This is a genomic window from Synechococcus sp. R50.1 (genome assembly GCF_047462115.1).
Taxonomy (GTDB): domain Bacteria; phylum Cyanobacteriota; class Cyanobacteriia; order Thermostichales; family Thermostichaceae; genus Thermostichus.
The window spans coordinates 1-25025 of record NZ_JANSIN010000039.1; the positions used below are offsets into that span (position 1 = coordinate 1).

Sequence of the window (25025 nt, forward strand, 5' to 3'; positions counted from 1 at the left end):
GTTGACCACCTGTCAACAAGAGCGGGTGGCTGCGGCCATTGCTGAAATCCTCTCAGAAAAAACCTGCCCGTAGCACTCAGTTATGTCTGCCTTATGGTCATTTCGATTCAAACTAGAACACTGCACCCACGCCCACAGTCATTTTAAATAAGAATGAAACGAAATGAAACATTTCCATCCCATTGCTTCCCAACTCCCCTCTCCCTCTGGGAAGAGGACTGGGGGTGATCTCGGAAGCGGTATGGAGCGCTTGGGGATTGTCTCAATCCAGCTTGAAAGGACTACAAATGGCCAAAAAACGAAGTCTCCAGACCCGTCCTCCCAGTGCGGCGGAAGGAAGCCAGCAGGGTGTCAATTCTGGGACTCGACCGGCTGCGGCGGCTGCCATTTCAGCACCAAGGTAGAAAGTTGCGGCAGGCAGAGCTCGAGGGAGTAGGGCAAGTTGTGGTAGGCCCAGTCGTCTGTCCACTTGCCCCCCAAATTGCCTACCCCGCTGCCCCAAAACTCCACAGCATCGCTGTTGAGCAGCTCTCGATAAAAACCTCGTTCCGGTACCCCAATGCGGTAATGGGGCCAGACCACCGGCGTGAAGTTACAAACCACCACCACCCACTCCCTGGGATCCTCCCCATAGCGGATGAAGGAAACAATGCCGCGATGATCGCTGCAGTCAATCCAGCGGAACCCCTCCGGTTTGGTGTCTTGGGTGTACAGGGCAGGTTCGGAGCGCAACAGGTGATTCAGGCTGGCCACATAGTGGCGCAACTTGGCGTGGGGTTCATACTGCAGCAGCCCCCAGTCCAGATCTGCCCAAACATTCCACTCATTCCACTGGCCAAACTCCATGCTCATGAACAAGGTTTTCTTGCCAGGGTGGGTGAACATGTAGCCATACAAAGCCCGCAGACTGGCGAACTTATGCCAATGATCCCCCGGCATTTTGCCCAACATGTGGCTCTTGCCATGCACCACCTCATCATGAGAAAAGGCCAGCATGTAATTTTCGCTGAAGGCATACATGAGGCTGAAGGTGACCAAATGGGGATGGAACTGGCGGAACCAGGGATCCATGTGGAAATAATCCAACATGTCGTGCATCCAACCCATGTTCCACTTCAAGTTGAAGCCCAGCCCGCCCACATGGGTCGGCCAAGTTACCATCGGCCAAGCGGTAGATTCTTCGGCAATGGAAAGTGCACCGGGGTTGTATTTGAAAATGAGGGTATTGAGCTGCCGGAAAAAGTCGATGGCTTCGAGGTGTTCCCGCCCGCCGTAGGGGTTGGGGATCCAGTCTTTGCGGTCATAATCCAGATAAAGCATCGAGGCCACCGCATCCACCCGGATCCCGTCGATGTGGTATTTCTCGAACCAAAAAAGGGCATTGGCCACCAGATAATTGCGCACCTCGTTGCGGCCATAATTAAAGACCAAAGTGCCCCAGCCTTTGTGCTCACCTTTGCGAGGGTCGGCGTACTCGTACAGGTGAGTACCGTCGAAAAAAGCCAGCCCATGCCCATCTTTGGGGAAATGTCCGGGCACCCAATCGACAATCACGCCGATCCCGGCTTGGTGAGCCCGATCGACAAAATACATAAAGTCTTGCGGGGATCCATAGCGGGATGTTACGGCATAGTAGCCGATCACCTGATAGCCCCAAGAGCCATCAAAGGGGTGTTCTGCCACCGGCAACAGCTCGATGTGGGTGAAGCCCAGCTCCTTCACATAGGGGATCAATTTGTCCGCCAGCTCGCGGTAGGTGAGGAAGCGAGTATTGGGCTTTTGGTCCACCAGCACACTTTGCCCTTCGGCAGGTGGATCTTCAGCCGAGGCGTGCATCCAGGATCCCAGATGCACCTCATAAACCGAAATCGGCGAGCGCAGGGGATCGGTGGCGGCGCGTTTTTCCAGCCAGGCTTGGTCGTGCCAGGTGTAGGTGTTGAGGTCGGCTACGATGGAGCCGGTTTTGGGGCGCACCTCCTGTTGAAAGCCATAGGGATCCGATTTTTCGTAGATATCCCCCCAGGAAGTTTTCACCTCGTACTTGTAGATGGCGCCTGGCCCTATGCCGGGGATGAACACCGCCCAGATGCCGCTTTCGCCCAGCCGCTTCATCTGGTGTTGACGCCCGTCCCAGTGGTTAAAATCGCCGATAACGCTGACGTTGCGGGCGTTGGGAGCCCAGACGGCGAAATGCACCCCCTTCACCCCATCCACCGTGATGGGATGAGCGCCCAGCTTGTCGTAAATGCGGTGGTGATTCCCCTCGTTGAACAAGTAGCGATCCAGCTCGCCAATGTGGTTGACCTTCTCCAAGGGAAAGCGGTAGGGATCCTCCCATTCTTCCAAGTGTTCCCCTTGGGGATCCCAGACCCGTTGGGCCCGCAAAAAATAGTCCGGCAGAGGGGTTCCCGGCTCAAAGCGCAGCTCGAATAGCGTTTCCGGGTGCAGCGGCTGCATCGGGTAAGCCTGTCCAGTGGCGCGTTCCACCAGCCAAACCTGCCGAGCATTGGGCACAAGGGCGCGCACCAACCCAAAGGATTTCCCGGCCTCTTCTATCTGCTGGGGGCCCAAAACGGCATAGGGATCCTGCCATTGGTTGGAAACAAACTGACCCACTTGTTCGGCAGACAGGAGAAAGCCCATTGGGAACCCTCAGTAAATGACCATTCTAGTCTAGCGGTGGCTGACCCCCAGTTTGCGCTGTCAGCTCCAGGCCCGCCTCCAGGCAAAGAATCCCTGCAAGAAGTTCTGCAGGCGGGGGTTGGTGGCCAATTGTTGCCTGCGGTGCTGCAGGGCCGCCTTGGCGTTCACCTCCGAGCGGGTGGGGTAGATGTGGATCCCGGTCAGGGCAGAGACGGGCAGCCGCCGGCTCATGGCCAAAACCACTTCATGAATCAGCTCTCCCGCCTGGGATCCCACCAGGTGCGCCCCCAAAATCTGGCCGTTGCGTCGACAGATCAATTTGGCAAAGCCCAGGGGGGCAGCTTCTGCCTGGGCCCGATCCACATCGGCAAACTCCTGTTTGAGCACCACCACATCCTTGCCGTATTGCTGCCGGGCTTCGCTTTCGGTGAGGCCCACACGGGCCAGCTCCGGCTCGGTGAAGATGGCCCAAGGAATGACGCGATAACGCGCTTGGCTGAGGGGGAAAAACAGGGCATTGACCAGGGCCACTGCCCCTTCGTAGGCCGCCACATGGGTAAATTGCGGCCCGCCGATGACATCCCCACAGGCGTAGATGCGGGGATTGCGGGTTTGCAGCTTGGCATTTACCTGGATCCCTTGGGGGGTGTACTGCACGCCGGCGGCTTCTAGACCCAGCCCTTCCACGTTCGGGATCCGACCGGCGGCCACCAAAATCGCTTCTGCGCGGATCACCGGGTCACCTGTAGCGGCGGAGCCTGCTCCAGGGTTGGCCTTTAGGTAAAGCAGCTTTGCCCCCTGCTCTTGGCCGACTGCTGTGGCGCGTACCCGGGTGAGGATGCGGATCCCATCTTGGGTCAACTGTTGCTGCACCACCTGGGCGGCTTCGGGATCCTCCTTGGGCAAGATGCGCTCGCGGCTGGCAATGAGGGTCACCTCGGATCCCAGACGGGCCAGAGCTTGGCTCAACTCGCAGCCTACCGGCCCCGCCCCTATCACCGCCACCGATTTGGGCAAGCGGGTCAAGTCAAAGATCGATTCGTTGGTCAGATAGCCCGCCTCGGCCAAGCCTGGCAAGGGGGGAACCCAAGGACGGGATCCGGTGGCGATGACAAAAGCCCGCGCCTGTACCTGCCTTCCTGCCACCTCAAAGGTGCGCCCATCCACAAAGTGGCCCTTGGCAAACACCAGTTCCACCCCCAGTTGGCGGAAGCGATCTGGCGAATCGGCGTGGTTGGCGATGTAGCTCTGGGCAGAGCGAATGTGTTCGTACACCTTGAGGTAATCCACCGCGATCCCTGCTGGGCCGGGGAGAGTCACCCAACCGGCAGCCATGGCCTGGCGCATCCGATGGACGGTATGGGCCACGTGAAGAAGGGCTTTGCTGGGCACACAGCCATACCAGAGACAATCTCCGCCCAGGCGGTCGCTGCCTTCCACCAGCAGCACCTTGGCCTTCAGTTGGGCCGCAGCGCTGGCCACCACCAGACCCGCCGCACCGGCGCCGATGACCACAATATCGTAGGGGACAGGCATGGCTTGTTCTGAACAAAAACATCGGGCAAGGGATAGCACCATCCTATGTCTTGAGTAGGCCGGGGGTAGGCTGGGAGAAGTCCTTGCCAAAGGATCCCTTTCTGCATGGGAGAAGAACTTGTTAGAGTGGGACGGATGGATCCCTTGCAAGCTGGGTTGATCCGTCTGTTCTACTTTTCAGGTTTTGGGGACTTATGACTATTCTGCTGCCGAGCGAACCTATCCTGGCCGTGAGCATCTTCGGCATGGGCCTGCCAGAGCTGGCCGTGATTGGGGTGATCGCGGTGGTCGTGTTTGGCCCCAAGAAGCTACCGGAGTTGGGCAGCGCCTTTGGCAAAGCGTTGCGGAGTTTCAAACAAGAGATGAACAACCCCAGCAGCGATGACGAGCCTGCCGGCACGGAAAAGGTGGAGAAGGTGGTGGAGAAGGATGCCGCCTGAGGGTCGCGGAGAGGGGTGGGATCCCAACTTCTGCCAGGGACGTGCTGCCGCAACTGGGGATCTTGTCGAGAGGGGGGATCCAAGCCAGCTTTGGATGAGAGGTGAAGTCAGCTCGCAAGGGAGCCGGCTCCAGGGCTAGTGTATAGTTCTGGAAAGTTTCCCGGCCCGGCGCTACCGGCTGAGCCAGGATCAGCCTGGATGGGCCCATCGGATGCCCCAGAGGTGGTATGGCTGAGCTGACCGATTTCCAGTTAATGCGCCAGATCCAACTGCGGGATCGCCGCAGCCACTTTTTGCTCAAGGATCGCTATCGGAAGCGCCTGCTGGATATTGCCTTGGCCATTCTCAAGCAACCTCACCAGGCGGAAGAGGTGGTGCGGCAGGTGTTCGAGTTCTGCTGGAAACACGCCGATGCCTTTGACCTGCAGCGGGATCGCTCGGTGGCCCTGTGGCTCTACGAGTTGACGGCCTTTCAAGCCAGGGAACGGCTGCGGCGTTGGGCTTGGCTACCTGTCCCCCTCTCCATTCAAACTTCGGCTCCCCTGTGGCCGCAACGTCTTCTCTGGGGCAGCCTGGCGGTATTGGGGATCTACGCGCTGGCCATAACAGCGGCCTACTGGCGGCTGCGCTGGCAGTGGGGATCCCCCATCGAGGGAGAGTCAGCGGCGCTTCAACAGCTCTATCAAGAGTGGCAACGACAGCCGCAAGTGCAGCGAACCCTGCTGCGGGATCCCAGCTTCAGCACTCCCCTGTTGGTGCAAGCCCTCTGGTCGCCCCATGCCAAGCAGGTGCTGCTCTTGGCCTCGGAGATGGCTCCCGCCCCCCCAGGGAGCACCTATCAACTGTGGCTGGAGTCGGATGTCCAGGGAGGGGGACGACTGCTGGAAAACGCCGGCACTTTTGCCGTCAACGGGGAAGGATCCCTGCAGTGGCTCAGTCAACCCATCCATTCTGAGCAGCCGACCCGCCTCCTCATCACCCTCGAACCGGCAGGAGGGAGCGAATCCCCCACAGGCCCGCCTCTGCTGCAGAGCAGTTTTTGGATCCCTGCCGCCCAGCCATGATCAGGAGAGATTGGGGGATAACTGGGGGGCTTGTCTCCCGCTTTTGCGCCGCTTAGCATGGGATCCCCGCAAGCGCACCTTAAGACGGTAGCGAACCGTTTCGTGAACGACCTTATAGGAGGCATCCACACCGTGCGTTTCCCGCAGCCATTCGCGGATGTCGCTGTAGGTACGGAATCGGCCAGGCTGATGCAGCTCCTGCTTGAGGATTTCCAAAACCGGCTTGGGGATGAGGGGTTTGCGCCCTTGGTTGCGGGGCACCGTCAACATGCCCTCTAGCCCCTTGGCCTTGTAGCGTTGAAACCATCGAAAAATCGTTGAGATGTCCCGCCCCAGAATTTCAGCCAAGCCTGTCATCGTCTTGACTTTCCCAATCTTGAGCAGGTAAAGAGCTTGAACCCGCTCCTTGCCGGTCGGTGTGGACTGCTTGCCAAGTAGAGATTTGAGCTCTTCAGCCGATTCCTGAATGTCGAGCTTGAGGACTCCAGCCATGTTGGGGCGTCGCAGAACGGCGTTGAATTCGTTGCCTGGCGGAGAGTCTACCACAGTAACTTGGGGTTTTGGAAGTTGTTCGTGAAGTTTGCCTGGGCACCTCTTGACGTTTACAGAATCTCGAACTGAAAAATCTCTAACAGGCTACCCTCGTCGCTTTTCAGGATAGTCGGGCAAGGGATCCCCTCTTGGGCGGCAGGCTGTAGGATTAGAGGGCAAGCTTGCCGACGCTGCACTATGGTTCTTCGCAAGTATCTTGCAGGAGAGGGGCTGCGTTGGTTTCGCCTGGCCCTGCAGTTGCAAGGATCGGTTGTACCGGCAGTGCTTCCCCGCGCCTTTATCTGCGGCTTGGCCGGGGTGCTGGTTTCGGTTCTGTATAAGCTGGGGCTGCCCCTGGCGCTGTCGTCCTTGGTGGCGTTTGTGCCCAACATCGTTTTGGGTTTGATGCTGGTGTTTCGGACAAACACCGCCTACGAACGGTTTTGGGAGGGGCGGAAAGCTTGGGGAGCCGTGGTGAATGACGTGCGCAATTTGGCCCGCCTGATTTGGGTAGCCATTGAAGAAAAGCAACCCGACGACCGGGAAGAGAAGATCCAAACTCTATATCTATTGCCCGCCTTTGCCATGGCCATGAAGCAGCACCTGCGCCAGGAACCTCTGCTGGATGAGATTCGGCCCCTGCTCAGCCCGGAGCAGTTGCAACGTCTCCAAAGCCTCAACCATCCCCCTTTGCAAATTGCCTTTTGGATTGGAGATTATCTGCAGCGCCAATACCAAAAGGGCCGCGTTGAGGTCTACCAGCTCACGATCATGGTGGAGCGGCTCAACAGCATGGTGGATGCGCTGGGGGCCTGTGAGCGCATTCTCATGACCCCAATGCCCATGGCTTATGCCCTGCACTTGAAGCAGTTGCTGTTGCTTTACTGTTTGTCTTTACCGTTTCAAATGGTGGAGGGCTTGGGTTGGATGACCAGCCCCATTGTGGGATGGCTGAGCTTTATGTTGTTTGGCGTTGAAGAGATCGGCATCGAAATTGAAAACCCCTTCGGCCGGGATCCCAATGATCTGCCCCTCGATAACATTTGCAACAAGATGAAGCACAATATTGCGGATTTGATCAATTCCACTTAGGGAACTCTCGCCGTTCTGGATGGCAGGGCAGCTGCCCATTTCAGATCCTCAGCCGGCACCTACCCCTAGTGGAGATAGCCGGGGCGAACCCGATAATCGAGAGGAAGGGATCCCTATATCTTGGGTAGGGAACAAGATGGGTTTGCTAAACTGTGGACAATTTGCCGAGGTGCTCTGGGGATGGCCTGCTCAACCTGCACATTTTTACACCTGGCCGATGTGCATCTGGGCTATGACCGCTACGACAGCCCGGAGCGGAGCAAGGATTTCTTTTTGGCTTTTCGGGATGTTGTCCGGCGCTATGCCATCCAAGATCCGGTGGACTTTGTGCTCATTGCCGGGGATCTGTTCGAGCATCGGCAGATTCAGCCCGGCGTTCTCAACCAAGCCCAGATCGTCTTGCGGGAGCTGCAACAGGCCGGGATCCCGGTGTTGGCCATTGAGGGCAACCACGACAATCGCCCCTATGGCGTGAAAACCAGTTGGCTGAGGTACTTGGCCGATCACGGGGAGCTGATATTGCTGGAGCCTGAGGAAGGGGAAGAAGGACTGGAGCTGCGTCCCTGGTCAGGCCGGCGGGGAGGCTACCTAGACCTGCCCTGTGGGGTGCGGGTGATTGGATCCCAGTGGTACGGATCGGCAGCCCCTCGGTCGATTGAGCAGTTGGCGGCGGCCATTCGACGGTTGCCCCCCGGCCCAGAACGGGTGGTGTTGATGTTCCACCACGGTCTAGAAGGCCAAATTGCCCGTTACCAAGGCGCTTTGCGCTACCGGGATCTGTTGCCCTTGCGGGAGGCGGGAGTGGGCTACCTGGCCTTGGGACACATTCACAAAAGCTATTCCGAGGGGGGGTGGATCTTCAACCCGGGATCCCTGGAGGCCAACAGCACTGCCGAATGGGACTTCCAACGGGGGGCCTATCGCGTCCGCTGGGGAGATGGCCCACCCCAAGCGGAGTTGGTGCAGGATTACCATCAGCGGCCCCGCCGCCGGCTCTATCTGGAGGCCAAGGGCAGAGAAACCCCCGAACAGATTGCCGCAGCAGCCATTGCCTTGGCTAAGGGATCCCGTTTTCAGGAAAGTGAGATGGAGCCGATGGTGGAGTTGCGGCTGGTGGGACAGGTGGGGTTCGCCAAGCATGAGCTGGATAGCCGCGCCCTACAGTGTCAAATTCAGCAGCTTACCGGCGCCTTGCTGGTTCTGTTTCGTTTTGAGGCCAATACTTTAGAGCTCGGGTCGGCTGCCCTTTCCTTGGAAGAAGAGGGGCAGAGGCTACAAATCGAAGAGAAAATCTACAGGGATCTGCTGAGCAGCCATGCCCACTACCGCAAACGCAGTGAAGAGCTAGCGCGGCTGCTTCTGGATCTTAAAGAAAAGGTTTTGGATGGGCAAGGAGAATCTGAAGTGTATGCTCACCTAAGGGGAGCTTTTTGGGGAGCAGAAGACTGATTATGCGGATCCTCTCTCTCGCTTTACAAAACTTCAAATCTCATGAGGATGCCGTCTTCACGTTTGAGCCAGGTATTAACGCCATTTGCGGAGAAAACGGAGCGGGCAAGACCAGCATTTTGGAAGCCATTGCCTGGGTTTTGTTCGACTACTGCCCCTACAGCCAAGAAGAAATCATTCGCTCCGGGGCCAACGACGCAGTGGTGACTGTGCAATTTATCTCCCAATGGGATCAGCGCACCTACGATGTTCGCCGCAGCGTCACGCAGGGATATCGTCTCTTTGATCCCCAGCTGAAGCAGCGCCTAGAGTATGAGCGCAAGTCCGATGTGCTGCCGTGGCTGAGGCAACATTTGGGCGTACCTGCCGGTACCGACCTGGCGCGGCTCTTTGCCACAACGATTGGGGTGCCCCAAGGGACTTTCACGGCAGACTTTCTCAAAACCGGTCGAGATCGCAAAGAAGTTTTCGATCGCATCTTAAAGGTGGAAGAGTACCAGCAGGTAGCCAAAGACCTGTTGGCGGTCGAAAAATACAGCGAGGCGCAGATTCAGGCCATTCATCATCAAATTGAATTGCTCCATCAACAGCTACAGGAGTGGGATCCGCTGCAAGCGGAGCGGCAGAAAATCCAACAAGAACTGAGTTATTGGCAAGAGCGCTTGAGTCAATCGATCCACACTCTGGATCAGGTTAAGCTTGAGATCGAGCGACTGGAGAAATGGCTTGAGCAAATCCAAACTTTAGATCACCAGATTGCCCAACTGGAGCAAAAGGGATCCCTGCTTCAGGTATCTCTTGAGCAGGCAGAAAAGTTATGGGCAGAGGCCAGGCAAGCTCAAGCGCAGCAACAGCAATACTGGGAGGGATCTCAGCATTTTTTGGCCACAGAAGCTCGCTTGCGGGAGCTGGAAAAACAGCAACAGCAACGCTTGGAGTGGCTGAAACAGCGGGATGCTTTGCTCTCGCAAAAGCAGCATATCGAAAACCAATTGGCAAGACTTCAAGAAAAGTTAAGCCAACAGCAGCGCTGGAAGCAGGAGCTAGAGGAGCTAACCCCGCAAATTCAGGCCCAAGAGGAGCTAGAGCGTCAGCAGACCTATTGGACTCAACAGCTCAACACGTTGCTACACCTGCACCGCGAATGGGAACAGATCCAGGCAGAATGGACAGCCCACGCCGAGCGCTGTCAACTGCTACAAAGCCGAGTGCAAGAAGCTGAACAGGCCCAGGCCATATGTCGGCAGCATCAATCAGCCTACAACCGCTATTTGCAGTTGGAAACCCTCATTGCAGAGCAGGAAGCGCTGCGGCGAACCCGACAAACTTTACTGGCTCAACGGGAAACTTTGCAACATCAACTGCATCGATTGGAGCTGCAGGGATCCGAATATCAGCAACAACTCCAGATCTTCCAAAAAATGGAGGCGGAAAAACTTGAGCTGCAACCCCTGTGTGAACAGCAGGCTTTCTTAGAGCAGCGCCACTCCCAACTGGGCCAGAAGTTAGCTTCCTTTCAGGCCCTGCGTCTTGAGCTCAAACAACGGGAAACAGAGCAGGAACAAGGCCAAGTCCAATTGCAACAACTGCAGCTCCAACTGAGACAACGGCAGGCGGATTTGGAGCGGGTAGCCGCCATTCCTGCACTCGAAACTCAACAGGAGCGATTGCAAACTCAGCTCAGCCGCATTGCCGCAGCTCGTCAATTTCAACAGGAGCTACAAGCCCTTTTTGAGCAGGGCTCGGAGCAGTTGGCCCAACACCATCACAGCACCCGACAGCTTCTGAGCGAGTTGGAAGCCCAGCAACCCAACTATCCCCAGCTTCAACCTCTGTGGCAGCGGATCCGGGAGGTGCTTGCCCAATCTTCAGCACTCAGCCAACAGTTGCTCCAGTCCATCCATCAGATTTTGCAGGATCTGGCTCCCCAAACTTCCGAGCCCCAACTTCGTCAGCAGTTGTCCAACATCCAAAAACAACTCAGGACTTTGCAACCCTTGCTCGGCCTAACCGCACAAATACCCGATTTACAAGCCCAAATTCAGCAACTGCTGCAGTTGCAAGCCGAACGACAAAGCAGAATTGATGATCTTCACTGGGATCTTGAGGCTGAGCCCACCTTCCTTCGGCAACAACAGGAAATTGGCCAGGCGCTGCAAGAACTGGGGGATCCCAGAGGGCAAATCCAGCGCTTGGAAAGAGATCTCAGCCGCAAGTCTAGGGTTGAGCAAGAATATCAACAAATAGCGGCCCATGTTCAGCAACTCCAACAGCAGATACAAGCCCTAGAAGAGCAGCTGCAACCGCTTTCAGATCTGGATGAAAGAATTGCAGCTTTGCGGGAAGAACAAGGCCGGCACCGCAACAACTACGAGACCTTTATCCGCATGCAGCCTCTTGCCCAAAGTTTGCCCCGACGGCAAGATGAACTCCAAGCGGCCCAGTTGGCCCTAGATCAAATCCAAAAAGCCAAGCAAGAAAAACAAGCCCAGATCGACCGCTGGGAACAAACAGAGGGATCCAAAGATGACCTGCAAGCCCAAATTGAAAAAGCCGCCAAAACCTTAAAATCTCTGGGGGATCCCAGAAGTCAAGCCGAACGGCTCAAAGCAGAGCTAAAACAGGAAAAGCAGTATTTACAAATGCAGGCCGACTGCCTGCAGCAGCTTCAGGATTTACAGGCCGCACTCAACCCTATCGAGGAGGCCCTATGCCAAACGGAGCATCTGGATCGAGAGCTGGAATCCCTGCAGGAAGAACGCGAACGATACCGTTTAGATCACGAGCGCTATCTGCAGGCAGAACCCATTGCCCAATTGCTTCCCCAACGGGAACAGGAACTGGCCGAGCTAAACGCCCAGCGGCAGCAACTGCAAACTCAGCTTTCCCAACTTCGCGCAGCACGGGATCCCTTAGCTGCTCTGTATCGACCGCAGGAGCATGAGCATCTTCGATCCCTTCTGCAGGCCACCGAAATTCAAAAAGCCGAAGCCCAGGCCCGACTGGAGAGCCTAGCTCCTCAACTGAGCAAAATTGAGGAAAAGTTGCGGCAATTGGAACAGACCAAGGCCAGCTTAAAGCAAGTCGAGGCAGAAAAAACTGAGAAAGAACGCCTACACCGCTTTATCAAGTTTAGCCGAGATACCTATAGAAAAGCCGGCCCTCAAATTACCCAATACTACCTGCAGCAGATCAACCATACTGCCGATCACCTCTTCCGAGAAATTCTCAACCGTCCCAACGTCACCCTGACCTGGGAAGCCGATTATGAGATCCGCGTTCAAGAAGCCGGCAGCCCTAAACGGCGGTTTGCCAGCCTTTCCGGGGGAGAGCAAATGTCGGCGGCCTTGGCAGTGCGCTTGGCTTTACTCAAGGTGTTGGGACAACTAAATATTGCCTTTTTCGATGAGCCCACCACCAATATGGATGCCCAACGGCGACAGCGGCTGGCAGAGGCCATCACCAACCTGCGATCTTTTGAGCAGCTATTTGTTATCAGCCACGACGATACCTTTGAGCAAATGACGGAAAATGTTATTCGGGTGGAAAGGCGCTCCAGTTGGGTGAGGAGGGATCCCGCCTATGGTGTTTAGAGCCGACCGGATCCTGGCGGTGCTGCAGCAGAAGCGGGAGGCCTTTGCCACTTTTGATCAAAGGCTGTCGGAGCGTAGAGAATACTATAAGCAGGCCATGGAAAGCTTGTGCCAGTGGTCGAGCCTAGAGATTGCCGAAAAAACAGCTCCATTCCCTTTCCCAGGCGCTTTGCCTACTGCAGAGTGGGATCGCTACTCCAATTGGAGGATCCCTTTTGAGCAGGAATGGGCCAATTACGAAGAAAGCCGCGATTGGGCGAAGTCGGTCATTGAAAATATTCCTACCTTTGCCGTAGATGGATCCCAGATTTATCCCAGCAAAGATCTGTCAATACCGGTGGCGCTGGTGCAAATTGGCTGGTATGAAAACCATCATTGTGCAACAGGCTTGTACGAAAAAGACATCCAAGTGGATGTATTGACTCCAAGGGACCTGGGATCCGACAGCAGCGGCGAACCGAAAGAGCGAATGGTTAACATGCGCCGCTTTCAAATGGAAATCGAGAGACTTGTAGAATACATTCAAAAATCTCAACCGGGATCCCGAAAATTGGCCTTTTTGGACGGGGCGCTGGTGGCTACTTTTGCCGAAGTCTTCGAGCCAGAAAGCCAAGATTTCTATGTGCAGTGTTTGCTCCAGCTTTTGCGGGCCAGCGAGCAAAGCCGGATCCCTATCGTGGCTTACATAGACACCACCTACACTTCCGATCTGGTGACGTTGCTGAAGCATTGTTTTGACCTACCCGAAGCTCCACAGCTTCACGATGCGCAACTGCTTAGTCCCTGGTTGGAGTGGGGGGATCGCACACCTTTTTTCATCTGTGCCCGCGGCGGCAGCCTCAACCCCCAAGATGGGATCCTCAACTCCTACCAAGAAATGCGGGAGCGAGTGGGGTTTGTTTACCTGCGCACCAATGACAACTTTCCGGCTCGCCTGGAAATACCCGTTTGGGTTTATGAGGCAGGACTGTTGGACTGGTTGGTGGATCTGGTTCGCTGTGAGGTGGTGATTGGGCGAGGTTATCCTTATGTGCTGGAGACAGCCGATCAAATAGCCGTTATCCGCAATGAGGATCGCAACCTTTTCTTGCGTCTCATGCAAGATTGGGCCGCTCGCGAGAAGCTGAACCTGAGGCTATCTCGGAAAACGGTGAGTAAACTACAACGGAGACGAGTCCGATGAGATTGGGAAAGGTGGTTCGCTCCAACAATCACTGTGATTATGTGGTGCAGGTGGACGATGCTTTAGAAGTCAAAAATCCGCCGGCTCCTGATGACTATGGCTTCGGCAGCTTTGTCAAGCTAGAAAGCGACCGGCGACACTGGGCTGTAGGTCTGGTTTACAATACCCAACTCCTGAATCCGATGTTCCTCAATTCTGGGCCGCGCCTTTCCAGCCAGCCGGATCCCTATTTTTCCCCCGATTTGCAGAATGAGGTGCGCACATTGCTCTCGGTGGTTTTAATCGGGGCTCTGGATGAAGAGCGCCGCTGTGGCCGGCAAGGGATCCCACGCGTGGTGGTGCCTGTAAACACGCCGGTTTTTCGCATGAGCCGGGAAGAGATCCTGCGCTTTCACCAGGATCCCCAAGGTCAAACCCAATTTTCCTACTATGGTTTGCTGCTGAGTAGCGGCGGCAACTTTGCCAATCATTTGATCTACCAAGTCTTGAACGACATTACGCCGATGTTTGCCGATCCAGCTCAACGGCGAGCCCTGCAAATCTTAAGCAAAGAACTGGCCTGGAAAATGACTGTAGGAGCGATGCGCTGATGCCCCAAAAAATCACCGATAATGGCCACCATCCAGAAACCACCCTCTCTCCAACTGAGGACTCTCCAGAGGTAATTGGCACCGTCAAAGGGCCTGGAGAAACCTCTAACCAATATGTTTTCATCACTTCCAATACCCAAGCGGTAAAGGTGGGCGATTTCGTCTACTACAAAGTCCAGGATCCCCAATCGCAAACCCTGCAAATCTTGGGTAAAATTAGCCAAGTTCAGCTCCTGGATCACATCCCCGATCGCATCTTTGCCGATACCGAAATCGATCCCAGCACCATTGTGGCTCTGGTGGGCTTCACCCATCCCAATCCGGAAATCTATGCGGTTACCGTCGAGGTCATCGGCTATTTCAATCAGAAGATGGGCTTTATTAACCCCCGCCGCGCTCCGGATCCCGGTGCCAAGGTTTTTCTGGCCTCCAATCGTCTGCTGAAATCAATTTTGAACAAACGAGATGAAACAGCCATTGGGGGTGCTCACTTGGGCAGCCTGTTGTTGCGCGATGAGGGAGCAGTGCCCGTAGTACTGGACGTCAAGGAAATGGTCAGCACCCATCTGGCCATTTTGGCGGGGACAGGATCCGGCAAATCTTATACAGCAGGGGTTTTGATTGAAGAGCTGCTTTTGCCCAAAAACCGAGCTGCCGTCCTCATTTTCGATCCCCACGGGGAATACCACACGCTGGCAGAAATGCAGTCCCACCCCAAGTTTTTTGGGGAAGATGGCTACCGACCCAAAGTCAAGGTTCTTTCACCGCAGGAAATTAAGATTCGTGTATCTTCTCTTAACTTCTTTGATATTCTGACCCTGCTGCCAGAGACCACTGACCGACAGAAATCTTTTCTGGAGAAAGCCTTTCGCAAAACAACTCAATTTAACCCGATCCGCTGGACGATTCAGGACTTAATCGATGCCGTAAACGAGGCTGATTCCGCAGAGGATGGATCCCAAGGATCCTCAGCCGCCGCCTTGGAGTGGAAATTAGAACAGATCGACCGTTCTCCCTATTTCGACAATTTGCAACACCTAGCTCCCAAAGACTTGTTTGAGCCGGGGCAGGTAACCATCCTGCAAATGCATGAGATCAGCCAAGAAGAACAGCAGGTGATCGCTGCTGCCATCTTGCGCCAGGCCAACTATGCTCGGATCAATACCCACAAAGGCAAGATCCAGCCGGGGGACGAAAATTACTTGCCTTATCCCGTCTTTATTTTGCTGGAAGAGGCCCATCGGTTTGCCCCTGCCCACGAGCCTTCCCGTTGCAAACAGGTGCTGCGCACCATTCTCAGCGAAGGACGTAAGTTTGGACTGGGAGTAGGGCTGATCACGCAACGCCCTGGCAAGTTGGACTCGGATATTCTGTCTCAATGCATGAGCCAATTTTTGATGCGAATTGTCAACCCTGCCGATCAGGAAAATTTGCGCCACAGTGTCGAGGCTGCCGGACGGGATCTGTTACAAGAATTGCCCGCCTTGAGCAAAGGTCAGGTGATCATCTCCGGGGTGTGCGTCAATACCCCTGTACTGTGCAAAGTGCGGCAGCGCTACACGCAGCATGGCGGCGAAACGTTGGATATTCTTGGCCTCTGGCAAAGGCATTCTCAAGAACACCACCAGCGGGATCGCTTGGCTCAGTCAGCCCCTCTCAAACCGCGTCCTCAACCTCAGGTAGTGGACGGACTCAGCATTGATTAGCAATGGCCTAAAACTCCAACTGTGGCCTGATCTCAATCGCTGAATCTGCCAAATCTACAATCCGAAACCACTGCTTGATTGCAATACAATTCATTTCACAGAAACAAGTTTTGGGGCGAGCAGGATGAGGAAACAAGCCCTTTTGCCAGGTTTGCTGGGCATTGCCGTTGCAGTTCTACTGGGATCCGGGCCTGCCTATGCTCAGTTGCGGCTGATCCCCGAAGCGGCGCGGCAGGTATACGAAGCTCTGCCGGATCTGCCCCTGGAAAACACCTACACCCCTATTAACCCCAACGATGGCGGCCCCGCACCCGAAGAGGATACTTTGGTGCGGCGAATGATGATCTATCACCTGCAGGTGGCTGGTCGCTCCCCGACCGACCGCTTTGACTGGCAACTGACGCTGGCGGACTATTTTGATGCCAATGAGCCAATCATCGCCCAACGGTATCCCGGTGCCGATCGCCTGACGGTCAACCCCTACGCCCAAGACAAAGCCGTTGTACAATCCCTGAACCGGCAACAGCGACAGGCCCTGCTGGAAGCCCTTGTGCTGGCCTTCGGTGGGGATCCCAACCCAACGCCCCTCTACATTCCCACCGACGGGGATCCTGCCCCTACCCGTCCCACCCCAGAACCTATGAAGCCCTTGCTGCTTCCCGGCAGCGGATCCGCTGACTTGCTCAGGCCCTAGCCGAGGTTTCCCGCTAACTCAAGGCTTGCCCGGTGTAGTTCTCAATGCAGCGCAGGAACAGCTCTACCCCAATGCCAAGGGCAGCCTCATCGAAGTCGAAGCGGGGGTGGTGGTGAGGGTAGTTCAGGCCCCTTTCGGGGTTGGCGGATCCCAGGAAAAAGTAGCAGCCAGGCACCTCATTCAGGAAAAACGAGACATCCTCTCCGCCCATGGTCATCTCTGGGATGATCCTCGCCTCTGGGCCAAACACCTCGCGGGCAGACTGTTCCACCAGAGCTGCCATAGCAGGATCGTTTTGAACCGCCGGATAGCCCCGCTCGAATCGAAACTCATAGGTGGCTCCGTAGGCTTGGCAAATGCCGGCAACGATTTCTTCCATGCGCTTTGGGATCAAATCGGCCACTTCAGGGTGAAAACTGCGCACAGTACCCCAAATTTCTGCGCTTGGGGCGATAACGTTGAAGGCATCGCCGGCCCGGAAACGGCCCACCGTCACCACCGCCGGCAGCATCGGATCCACATTGCGGGAGACAATGGTCTGCAAAGCATTGACAATGTGGGATCCCACCACAATGGCATCCACTGTTTGTTGGGGAAGGGCAGCATGTCCGCCTCGCCCGATCACCTGAATCTGAAAGCGGTCGGCAAAGGCCATCGAGGGGCCACTTTTCACGCCAATAGTGCCCAGAGGGCGATTATTCCACAGGTGTAGGCCGAGGATGGCTTCCACATCCGGGTTCTTCAGCACCCCCGCCTCCAGCATGGGCTTGGCTCCGCCGGGGCCTTCTTCGGCAGGTTGAAAAATGACCTTGACCGTGCCCTTGAGGTGTTGACGGTGCTGTTGCAGCAGCTTGGCGGTGCCCATAGCAATGGCCGTATGGCCGTCGTGGCCACAGGCGTGCATGACGTTGGGGATGGCGGAGCGGTACTCGACTTCATTGGCCTCATGAATGGGCAGGGCATCCATATCGGCCCGCAGCGCCAAAACCGGCCCCGGCTGCTCTCCCTCAATGGTGGCCACGATGCCGGTGTGGGCAATGCCGGTCTGGTGAGGGATCCCCCAACTTTTCAGGCGCTGGCTGATGTAAGCAGCGGTTTGCTTCTCCTGGAAGCCCAGCTCGGGATACTTGTGGATGTGGCGGCGCCAGGTCACCAACTCGGGTTGTAAAGCTCGAACAGCAGGGCGAAGCGCAGGGACAGACATGACCTGAAAAACAAAAATGTCTTGGAAAACCTTCACCAGCGGCTGGTGTTGTCGCATGAAGTTGCCTGTTGATTTCACCAGTATGGCAGAGGTTTTGCCAGGGCTGTCTTTCGCTCGATCTCTGGATGGATACCTAGGCCCACAGGGATCCGGTTTCCGGCGGTAGATCTTGCCAGCGGCCCGGCCCCACAGCTCGCAAAGCTTCCTGCAAGGAGATCGCCCCTGAGTAGAGGGCTTTACCCAAAATGGCCCCCGTCAAACCGGGCAAGCTCAACAAAGCCAGCAAATCCGTTAGCGATCCGATTCCCCCCGAAGCAATCACAGGCAGGCGGGAGATGGCGAGGATCTCCTGCAACTGTTGTAGGTTGGGCCCGGCCAGGGTGCCATCCCGGCCAATGTCGGTGTAGATGATGCCGGCGACGCCCTGTTCCCCCACCCGTTGCACCAATTCGGTGGCCCGCAGGGGAGTGGTGCTCAGCCAGCCGCGGGTGGCCACTTGCCCCTGCCGAGCGTCGATCCCCACCCAAACCCGACCGGGCAAGGCTTGGGTCATCGCCTCCAGGGTGTCAGGATCCTCCACGGCCAGGGTGCCAACGATCACCCGATCCACCCCCAAATCCAACAACTGCCGCGCCCGTTCCAGGGATCGGATCCCACCCCCCACCTGCACCGGGATGGCCAGGCTGCGGACAATGCGCTCAATGATGGGCAGGTTGACTGGATCCCCGCTTTTGGCCCCGTCCAAATCCACCACATGCAGGCGAGGAGCACCCTGTGCCGCCCAAGCTTCGGCCTGTTGGATCGGGTCGTCGGCTACCTGTTCTGCCTGGGCGTAATCCCCCTGGTAAAGGCGCACGGCGCGGCCCTGCAAAAGGTCGATGGCGGGGATCACCTCCAGAAAAGCAGTTGAGTAAGGCATGATGGGATCCCTTGAGGGGCTTTTCCAGTATCGCCTGGGAGCGGCCTTGCTCCAGCGGAGATCTGGATCTCTAGACCCTAAAGTGCTCCACACCGCTGACGCGATGGGAGAACATCCTGAGATGACTATGAACGCGCGCCAACTGGCTCTGTTGGCTCTGCAGAAAATCGAGCGCCAAAACGCCTATGCCGACCTGGTTCTGGGGCATTTGTTGGCCAACAGCAGCCTGATCCCCGCCGACCGGCATCTGGTCAGCGAGCTGGTGTATGGCATTACCCGCCGTCGCCGCACCCTCGATGCCTTGATCGATTGCTTTGCCCAGCGTCCTGCCCACAAGCAGCCCCCCGATTTGCGACTGATTTTGCATCTCGGCCTCTACCAACTGGCTTTTTTGGATCAGATCCCGGCCAGTGCTGCCATCCATACCAGCGTGGAATTGGCCCGCCAGATGGGGCTAGGATCCCTGACAGGGGTAGTGAACGGCATTTTGCGCGCCTACCAGCGGCAAGTGTTGGATCAGCCAGAGAAGGATCCCCTCAAGCCCCTCGAGGACACTCTGCCAGCCGACCCAATTCAGGCTTTGGGGATCCGGCACAGCTTTCCCGACTGGTTGGTGAGCCTATGGTGGGAGCGCCTGGGGCCGGTGGAAACGGAGCAGTTGTGTGCTTGGTTTAATCAGCCACCCCACCTGGATTTGCGGGTCAACCCACTGCGGGCAGATGTGAATAAAGTCGTTCAAGCCTTGGCAGCAGCCGGGATCCCTGCCCTCCCCATCTCCGAGGTGCCGGGTGCCTTGCGACTTCAGGATCATGCTGGCGACATCACGGCCCTGCCCGGCTTTGCCCAGGGTTGGTGGAGCGTTCAAGATGCCAGTGCCCAGCAGGTGGTGCATTGCCTGGATCCCCAGCCGGGAGAGCGGGTGATCGACTGCTGCGCTGCTCCGGGCGGCAAGACCACCCAAATAGCCCAACACATGCAGGATCGAGGGGAGATTTGGGCTTTGGATCGTCACCCCCACCGTCTGCGGCGCCTAGAGGAAAATGCCCATCGCTTGGGCTTGACCTCGATTCGTTCCCTGGCCATCGACCTGTTGCCGCTGAGCGCTGCTGCCGATCGCGTCAGCGGGACGGAGTCCTTACCCCCTGCCCCCTTGCCCCCCTGGCACAGCGCCGACCGGGTTTTGCTGGATGCCCCATGCTCCGGCTTGGGAACCCTGCACCGCCATGCCGATGCCCGCTGGCGACAAACCCCAGAGCGGATCCCAGAGTTGGCCCACCTGCAAGCCCAGCTCCTGCAAGTGGCAGCCCGTTGGCTGAAGCCGGGCGGAGTGTTGGTGTACGCCACCTGTACGCTGCATCCTGCCGAAAACGAGGAGATCATGCAAGCCTTTCTCGACAGCCACCCCAATTGGGCTGCTGAAGGGGATCCCCTGCTCATTTGGCCCCACCGACAGGATCGGGATGGATTTTTTATCCAACGGCTGCGCCGCTCCGGTTACTAACTCCCCTCTCCCTCTGGGAGAGGGGCTGGGGGTGAGGGCAGCAACGCCGAAGACTTGGGGAGTACCTTAACCATTGCCACATGGCTTCTGAGCTGCTGACCAGTCCGAAAAACCCCTGGATCCGCAAGTTGCGGCAGTTGCACCGCAGCAAAGGCCGGCGGGAACAGGGCGCCTTTTTGGTAGAGGGATCCCATCTCATCGAAGAAGCCCTGCGGGTCGGCTGGCCCCTGCAGGCTCTCTGCTACACGCTTGAGTGGGCTGAGCGTTACCCACAATTGCTGGCCAATCTGCCCAAGAGTCTACGGCGGCAGGCCGTCAGCTCAGAAGTCATGGCAGCGCTCTGTACCACCGAGTCTCCCGAAGGAGCTGTGGCCGTGGCCGTCAGTTGGCAGATTTCCTCTCCCCCCCTGTCCAAGTTACGTTTGGGCCTTGTGGTGGAAACGCTGCAAGATCCAGGCAATTTGGGATCCCTAATCCGAGTCGTGGCCGCCGCAGGAGCCGACGGCCTTTGGCTAAGCGCAGACAGCGTCGATCCCGAAAACCCCAAAGTCTTGCGGGCCTCAGCCGGCCACTGGTTTCGCCGTCCGCCCCAAGTCGTGCCCGACCTAGCCGCCTGGATCCAGAGCTGCCGTTGCCACGGGATCCAAGTCTTGGCTGCTACCCTCTCCCCCACAGCAAACTGCTACTGGGATCAAGATCTCACCTGCCCTACCCTTTTTCTCCTGGGCAACGAAGGGGCTGGCCTGAGGGAAGCGACTATCCAACAGGCCGATGCCCAGGTGCGGATCCCGATGGCCGAGGGTGTCGAATCTCTGAACGTCGCTATGACGGGGGGGTTGTTGCTCTACGAGGCCCTGCGCCAGCGGCGATCTCGCTCAGGAAGCGCTCCCTGAACAGCTAGCTGCTCCCTCAGAACTCTTCCTCTACAAAGACCGCATCCTCATTCTCTTCCTGCTCTCCCTCCTCCATCGCTGCCGGCCGGCTGGCGGAAACCGTCACCCCCGCAGAAAGTTTCTCCCGCACAGCCGCTTCCACCTCCGCTAGGAGCTCTGGGTTTTCCTTCAAGTAGACAACCAGATTGTCCCTTCCTTGGGCAACATTTTCCTCCTTGTAGCTGTACCAAGAGCCGCGCCGCTTCAGAATGCCCATCTCATCTGCCAGATCGATGATGCAGCCGATGTTGGAGATGCCCTGGCCAAAGATGATGTCAAACTCTGCTCGCCGGAAAGGGGGAGCAACTTTGTTTTTCACCACCTTGACCCGCGCTCGGATCCCGTATTCTTCAGCGCCTTTTTTCAGGGTTTGAACGCGGCGAATATCTAGCCGCACCGACGCATAAAACTTAAGGGCATTGCCGCCGGTGGTGGTCTCCTGGGGGCCATAGCCTATGCCGCCAATTTTGGAGCGCAATTGGTTTAAGAAAAGAACGATGGATCCGGTTTTGCTGACATTTCCGGCAATCTTGCGCAGCGCTTGGCTCATCAGGCGCGCCTGCAATCCCACATGGGCATCTCCCATATCCCCTTCGATCTCAGCCCGGGGCACCAACGCTGCTACCGAGTCCACCACCACGATATCCACAGCTGCCGAGCGCACCAACTGATCGACAATCTCCAGGGCGGCCTCCCCCGTGTCCGGCTGGGAGATCAACAGGTTTTGAATATCAACCCCCAAAGCTGCTGCGTAAGTGGGATCCAGCGCATGTTCCGCATCCACAAAAGCTGCCGTTCCCCCTTGTTTTTGCACTTCGGCGATGGCATGTAGGGCAATTGAAGTTTTCCCAGAAGATTCCGGCCCAAAGACTTCGATAATCCGCCCTTTTGGGTAACCTCCGCCCAAGGCCAAGTCGAGGGTGATGGCCCCACTGGGTATGGTCTCCACCCGCATCTGGGTGGCATCTCCCAGGCGCATGATTGCCCCTTTGCCGAAATTCCGCTCGATCTGGCTTAACACCTGCTCCAGGGCTTTGCGTTTTTCTGACTTCAATTTGTCCGAGTCATCAGCAGTGTTCACAGCAGCGGCTTTCCGGGCCATAACCCGCATCCCCCCCAGGAGTCGTGGTGGAAAATCGAGCCTGCATTCTAACATTGTCGCCTTGCTCTGAGCGGATCCCTCTCCCCTCTCCCTCTGGGAGAGGGGCTGGGGGTGAGGGCAGGTCTTCTGCATAGCCTTGCAGAGCGGGTAGAGTGGGCTAAAGGGATCTGCTCAGGAATGTCCCCACGGTCATGACTTTGGTCTTACAATCCCCCGGCCCGGTTGTGTTTAGTTGGGGGCCGCTCAGCCTGCGCTGGTATGGCTTATTGATCGGCCTGGCAATGGTGTTGGGCTTGCTCCTGGCTCGCCATCTGGCAGCTCGGCGTGGCCTTCCCCCCAGTTCCATGCCTGATCTGCTGGTGTGGTTGGTGGTTGGATCCCTGCCCCTTGCTCGCCTGTACTATGTGGCCTTTGAGTGGGAGCGCTATCGAGATGGCCCTTGGTGGCAGGTCTTGGCCCTCTGGCAGGGGGGCATTGCCATTCACGGTGCCTTGATCGGCGGCAGTGCGGCGCTTTACCTGTTCGCCCGGCGGCACCGGCTGAGTTTTTGGTTGCTAGCCGATTGCCTTGTTCCCTCCCTCAGCCTTGGTCAGGGGATCGGACGTTGGGGCAACTTCTTCAACAACGAAGCCTACGGAAAGGTGTTGCCTCCGGATAGCCCTCTGTGGGTACAACTGCAGCTGCCTGATGGATCGCGCGTCCATCCTACTTTTTTGTACGAATCCCTCTGGAACTTTGGTCTCTTCGGGCTCCTGCTCTTTTTAAGCTACCGGCGCCAGCTTCCCCCCGGCACCCTCTTGGGCCTCTACCTGGTGGGGTACAGCCTGGGGCGCTTCTGGATCGAAGGCCTGCGCACCGATAGCCTCATGCTGGGATCCCTGCGGGTGGCGCAGGGGGTGAGCCTGTTGCTCATTGGAGCAGGCCTGGCCGCAATCTTGACAGCTCCCAAACGCGTTTCTGTTCACCCAAACGAGGCAACTTCCTCGCCTGGGATCCCCGCCCCAAAGGAGTTGTAAGCCATGGCCAGCGAACAGAATGAAGAGCTCTGGCAGCAAACCTCCCCTCTGCTGCTGCCATCCGCCGCTGCTACCCAATCACTAGGGGCCCTCGTAGCTCAAGCCGCCCTTGGCTTCCTCGCCCCTTCAGGTCAACAAAAATCTCCCCCTCCCAGCCGCAGCCTCGGCTCCACTTCCGGCTTGGTCATTCTTCTCGAAGGTAATCTGGGCAGCGGCAAAACCACCTTTGTGCAGGGACTAGGGCAGGGCTTGGGGATCCCTGAACCCATCGACAGCCCCACCTTCGTGCTGGTGCAGGAATACCACACCGGACGGATCCCTCTTTTCCATTGCGATCTCTACCGCCTAGAGACCTCTTCTGCCGCTCGCGCCGGTGGGAAAGAATCCACACTCCTAGAAGACCTAGGGCTAGAAGAACTTTGGAGCCAAGGTGGGATCACCGCTATTGAGTGGCCCCAGTACCTCCGCCATCTGCCTGCGACCTACCTCTGGCTGTGCCTACAGCCACATCCCCAACAGGAAGGAGCCCGCCTCCTGTACGCCAAAGGAAAGGGATCCCAGACTGCTCAACTTTGGCAGCAAGTTCTTTCTCAGTTCACTCAGCAAGACCCTGAAGAAAAAAGGATCCACTTCTCCCCCTGAAAGGACTTGAAAGCAGCAGAAAAAGTTGGGATCCCAAAAGACCTATGGCCACCTCGATTCGAACTAAGACACTGCGCCCACACCCGAAGCGTCGGTCGCGCCTTCGCGTTAGCGTTGCGGAGCAATAATGCACAGGTCAGAAGGCTTCTCTCAGTAGCCCGGACGTCTCACCCCAGCCTGAAACGACTATGAACTTGAGGCAAACGGCCAGAACTTAGCCAAAAGTCATCCTCAGGCCAAATCAAACAGCAGCACCTCAGCACCTTTCTCACTGAAAAGGTTGAGCTCGCTTTCCTCAGCAATGGCCACGCCATCTCCTTCTCGCAAAAACAAGCCATTTAGGGTCACATTGCCGCGAGCCACCTGCAGCCATCCGTAGCGCTTCTCATCCAAATATTGGCAGATGGTGTGTCCCGGCTCAATCAACCCCGCGTAGAGATTCACATCCTGATGCACAATTACGGATCCCTGGCGTCCATCCCGAGAGGCAATTAAACAAAACTCATTGGGATGCTCTGCTAAACCCGTCGCTTTTTGTTCATAACTGGGATCTAGGTTTTCCTGCTCCGGCAAAATCCAAATTTGCAGCAGATGAACCTCCTCATCCGCCGAGTGATTGTACTCGCTGTGCTGGATCCCTGTGCCCGCTGTCATCCGTTGAATTTCGCCAGGACGAATCACAGATCCCGTGCCCAAGCTGTCTTTGTGCTCAAGGATCCCTTCCAAAACATAAGTAACGATCTCCATATCCCGGTGCCCATGGGTCGGAAAGCCAGCACTCGGGCGGATTCGGTCATCGTTAATCACCCGCAAAGCGCGGAAACCCATGTAGCGAGGGTCGTAGTACTCCCCGAAAGAAAATGAGTGGTAAGTATCAAGCCAACTGAGCTTGACATGACCCCTCTCTTCCCGCTTGCGCAAAGTCAGCATCACAGTTTCTCCAAAACCTGACCCTCGCAACCATCTTATTAACTCTGCAGTCAGAATGTCAATATTCAAACAGTTTTATTTCTTCTTTTCCCTGCTATTCTCGCCAAAAACTTGCCAAAAATTTTGGGTTGGATATCTTGACGGGGTGGTGGGGGTGGGGATAGGGTAGTAAAGCGCCACAAGGCCACCCAGCCCCGGCGCCCCAGAACCTTGACAAGTAACTCGTTCAGTCAACCATCGCCAAGCAGCACAGCAGGC

General features: G+C 56.8%; 20 protein-coding genes. 13 read left to right on the forward strand and 7 right to left on the reverse strand.

Annotated features, from left to right (window positions below; all coding sequences use genetic code 11):
• Nucleotides 1-351 precede the first annotated feature (351 nt).
• Nucleotides 352-2643: a 1,4-alpha-glucan branching protein GlgB gene (glgB, locus tag NW870_RS09865; RefSeq protein WP_414356915.1), complete on the reverse strand. Its 2292-nt coding sequence runs from the start codon at nt 2641-2643 to the stop codon at nt 352-354.
• 60 nt (nt 2644-2703) lie between these two features.
• The gene (locus NW870_RS09870; protein WP_414375087.1) at nt 2704-4179 is read right to left on the reverse strand and encodes a dihydrolipoyl dehydrogenase family protein; all 1476 of its coding nucleotides are present in this window, start codon (nt 4177-4179) and stop codon (nt 2704-2706) included.
• Nucleotides 4180-4373: 194 nt separating this feature from the next.
• Here NW870_RS09870 and tatA point away from each other — a divergent pair, with 194 nt between their 5' ends.
• Both tatA and NW870_RS09880 read left to right on the forward strand, forming a co-directional pair.
• Nucleotides 4374-4619, forward strand: coding sequence for a twin-arginine translocase TatA/TatE family subunit (tatA, locus tag NW870_RS09875; protein WP_011433563.1), 246 nt, complete (start codon nt 4374-4376; stop codon nt 4617-4619).
• A gap of 227 nt (nt 4620-4846) precedes the next feature.
• Nucleotides 4847-5683 (forward strand): anti-sigma factor domain-containing protein, encoded by an 837-nt coding sequence (locus NW870_RS09880; RefSeq protein WP_414375089.1) that lies wholly within the window; start codon nt 4847-4849, stop codon nt 5681-5683.
• Here NW870_RS09880 and NW870_RS09885 read toward each other — a convergent pair whose 3' ends face one another.
• Nucleotides 5684-6229, reverse strand: a complete 546-nt coding sequence (locus NW870_RS09885; RefSeq protein ID WP_414341835.1) for a helix-turn-helix domain-containing protein — start codon at nt 6227-6229, stop codon at nt 5684-5686.
• A 183-nt stretch (nt 6230-6412) separates the two neighbouring features.
• Here NW870_RS09885 and NW870_RS09890 point away from each other — a divergent pair, with 183 nt between their 5' ends.
• The 7 genes from NW870_RS09890 to NW870_RS09920 all read left to right on the forward strand — a co-directional run bounded on the left by NW870_RS09890 (nt 6413) and on the right by NW870_RS09920 (nt 16521).
• On the forward strand, nt 6413-7306 hold the full coding sequence (locus NW870_RS09890; protein WP_414375091.1) for a bestrophin family protein: 894 nt from the start codon (nt 6413-6415) through the stop codon (nt 7304-7306).
• A gap of 180 nt (nt 7307-7486) precedes the next feature.
• Nucleotides 7487-8755, forward strand: a complete 1269-nt coding sequence (locus NW870_RS09895; protein ID WP_414356907.1) for a metallophosphoesterase family protein — start codon at nt 7487-7489, stop codon at nt 8753-8755.
• A gap of 2 nt (nt 8756-8757) precedes the next feature.
• The gene (locus NW870_RS09900) at nt 8758-12348 is read left to right on the forward strand and encodes an AAA family ATPase (protein ID WP_414375093.1); all 3591 of its coding nucleotides are present in this window, start codon (nt 8758-8760) and stop codon (nt 12346-12348) included.
• A complete protein-coding gene (locus NW870_RS09905; RefSeq protein ID WP_414375095.1) occupies nt 12338-13531 on the forward strand; it encodes a DNA double-strand break repair nuclease NurA in 1194 nt (397 codons plus the stop codon). Before NW870_RS09900 ends, NW870_RS09905 begins: the two co-directional genes overlap by 11 nt.
• Nucleotides 13532-13542: 11 nt before the next feature.
• Nucleotides 13543-14121, forward strand: a complete 579-nt coding sequence (locus NW870_RS09910) for a hypothetical protein (protein ID WP_414375097.1) — start codon at nt 13543-13545, stop codon at nt 14119-14121.
• Nucleotides 14121-15827 carry an ATP-binding protein gene (locus tag NW870_RS09915; protein WP_414375099.1) on the forward strand — a complete coding sequence of 569 codons (1707 nt, stop codon included), beginning with the start codon at nt 14121-14123 and terminating at the stop codon, nt 15825-15827. Before NW870_RS09910 ends, NW870_RS09915 begins: the two co-directional genes overlap by 1 nt.
• 124 nt (nt 15828-15951) lie before the next feature.
• Nucleotides 15952-16521, forward strand: coding sequence for a hypothetical protein (locus NW870_RS09920; RefSeq protein WP_414375100.1), 570 nt, complete (start codon nt 15952-15954; stop codon nt 16519-16521).
• Nucleotides 16522-16534: 13 nt separating this feature from the next.
• Here NW870_RS09920 and NW870_RS09925 read toward each other — a convergent pair whose 3' ends face one another.
• Both NW870_RS09925 and hisA read right to left on the reverse strand, forming a co-directional pair.
• Nucleotides 16535-17725: a M20 metallopeptidase family protein gene (locus NW870_RS09925; RefSeq protein WP_414375104.1), complete on the reverse strand. Its 1191-nt coding sequence runs from the start codon at nt 17723-17725 to the stop codon at nt 16535-16537.
• A gap of 133 nt (nt 17726-17858) precedes the next feature.
• Nucleotides 17859-18623, reverse strand: a complete 765-nt coding sequence (hisA, locus tag NW870_RS09930; RefSeq protein ID WP_414341854.1) for a 1-(5-phosphoribosyl)-5-[(5-phosphoribosylamino)methylideneamino]imidazole-4-carboxamide isomerase — start codon at nt 18621-18623, stop codon at nt 17859-17861.
• Nucleotides 18624-18771: 148 nt separating this feature from the next.
• On the opposite strand from hisA, the gene NW870_RS09935 reads away from it, so the two are divergent.
• Together NW870_RS09935 and NW870_RS09940 are read left to right on the forward strand one after the other, a co-directional pair.
• A complete protein-coding gene (locus NW870_RS09935) occupies nt 18772-20145 on the forward strand; it encodes a 16S rRNA (cytosine(967)-C(5))-methyltransferase (RefSeq protein WP_414375105.1) in 1374 nt (457 codons plus the stop codon).
• Between the two features lie 80 nt (nt 20146-20225).
• Nucleotides 20226-21038, forward strand: coding sequence for a TrmH family RNA methyltransferase (locus NW870_RS09940; protein ID WP_414375102.1), 813 nt, complete (start codon nt 20226-20228; stop codon nt 21036-21038).
• Nucleotides 21039-21054: 16 nt separating this feature from the next.
• Here NW870_RS09940 and recA read toward each other — a convergent pair whose 3' ends face one another.
• Nucleotides 21055-22179, reverse strand: a complete 1125-nt coding sequence (recA, locus tag NW870_RS09945) for a recombinase RecA (protein WP_414351429.1) — start codon at nt 22177-22179, stop codon at nt 21055-21057.
• A gap of 191 nt (nt 22180-22370) precedes the next feature.
• Between recA and lgt the strand changes: the two genes are divergently transcribed.
• On the forward strand, nt 22371-23195 hold the full coding sequence (lgt, locus tag NW870_RS09950; RefSeq protein ID WP_011433548.1) for a prolipoprotein diacylglyceryl transferase: 825 nt from the start codon (nt 22371-22373) through the stop codon (nt 23193-23195).
• Between the two features lie 3 nt (nt 23196-23198).
• Nucleotides 23199-23837 (forward strand): tRNA (adenosine(37)-N6)-threonylcarbamoyltransferase complex ATPase subunit type 1 TsaE, encoded by a 639-nt coding sequence (gene tsaE / locus NW870_RS09955; protein ID WP_414356889.1) that lies wholly within the window; start codon nt 23199-23201, stop codon nt 23835-23837.
• A gap of 231 nt (nt 23838-24068) precedes the next feature.
• Here tsaE and NW870_RS09960 read toward each other — a convergent pair whose 3' ends face one another.
• Nucleotides 24069-24767 carry a pirin family protein gene (locus NW870_RS09960; protein WP_414375103.1) on the reverse strand — a complete coding sequence of 233 codons (699 nt, stop codon included), beginning with the start codon at nt 24765-24767 and terminating at the stop codon, nt 24069-24071.
• Nucleotides 24768-25025 lie beyond the last annotated feature (258 nt).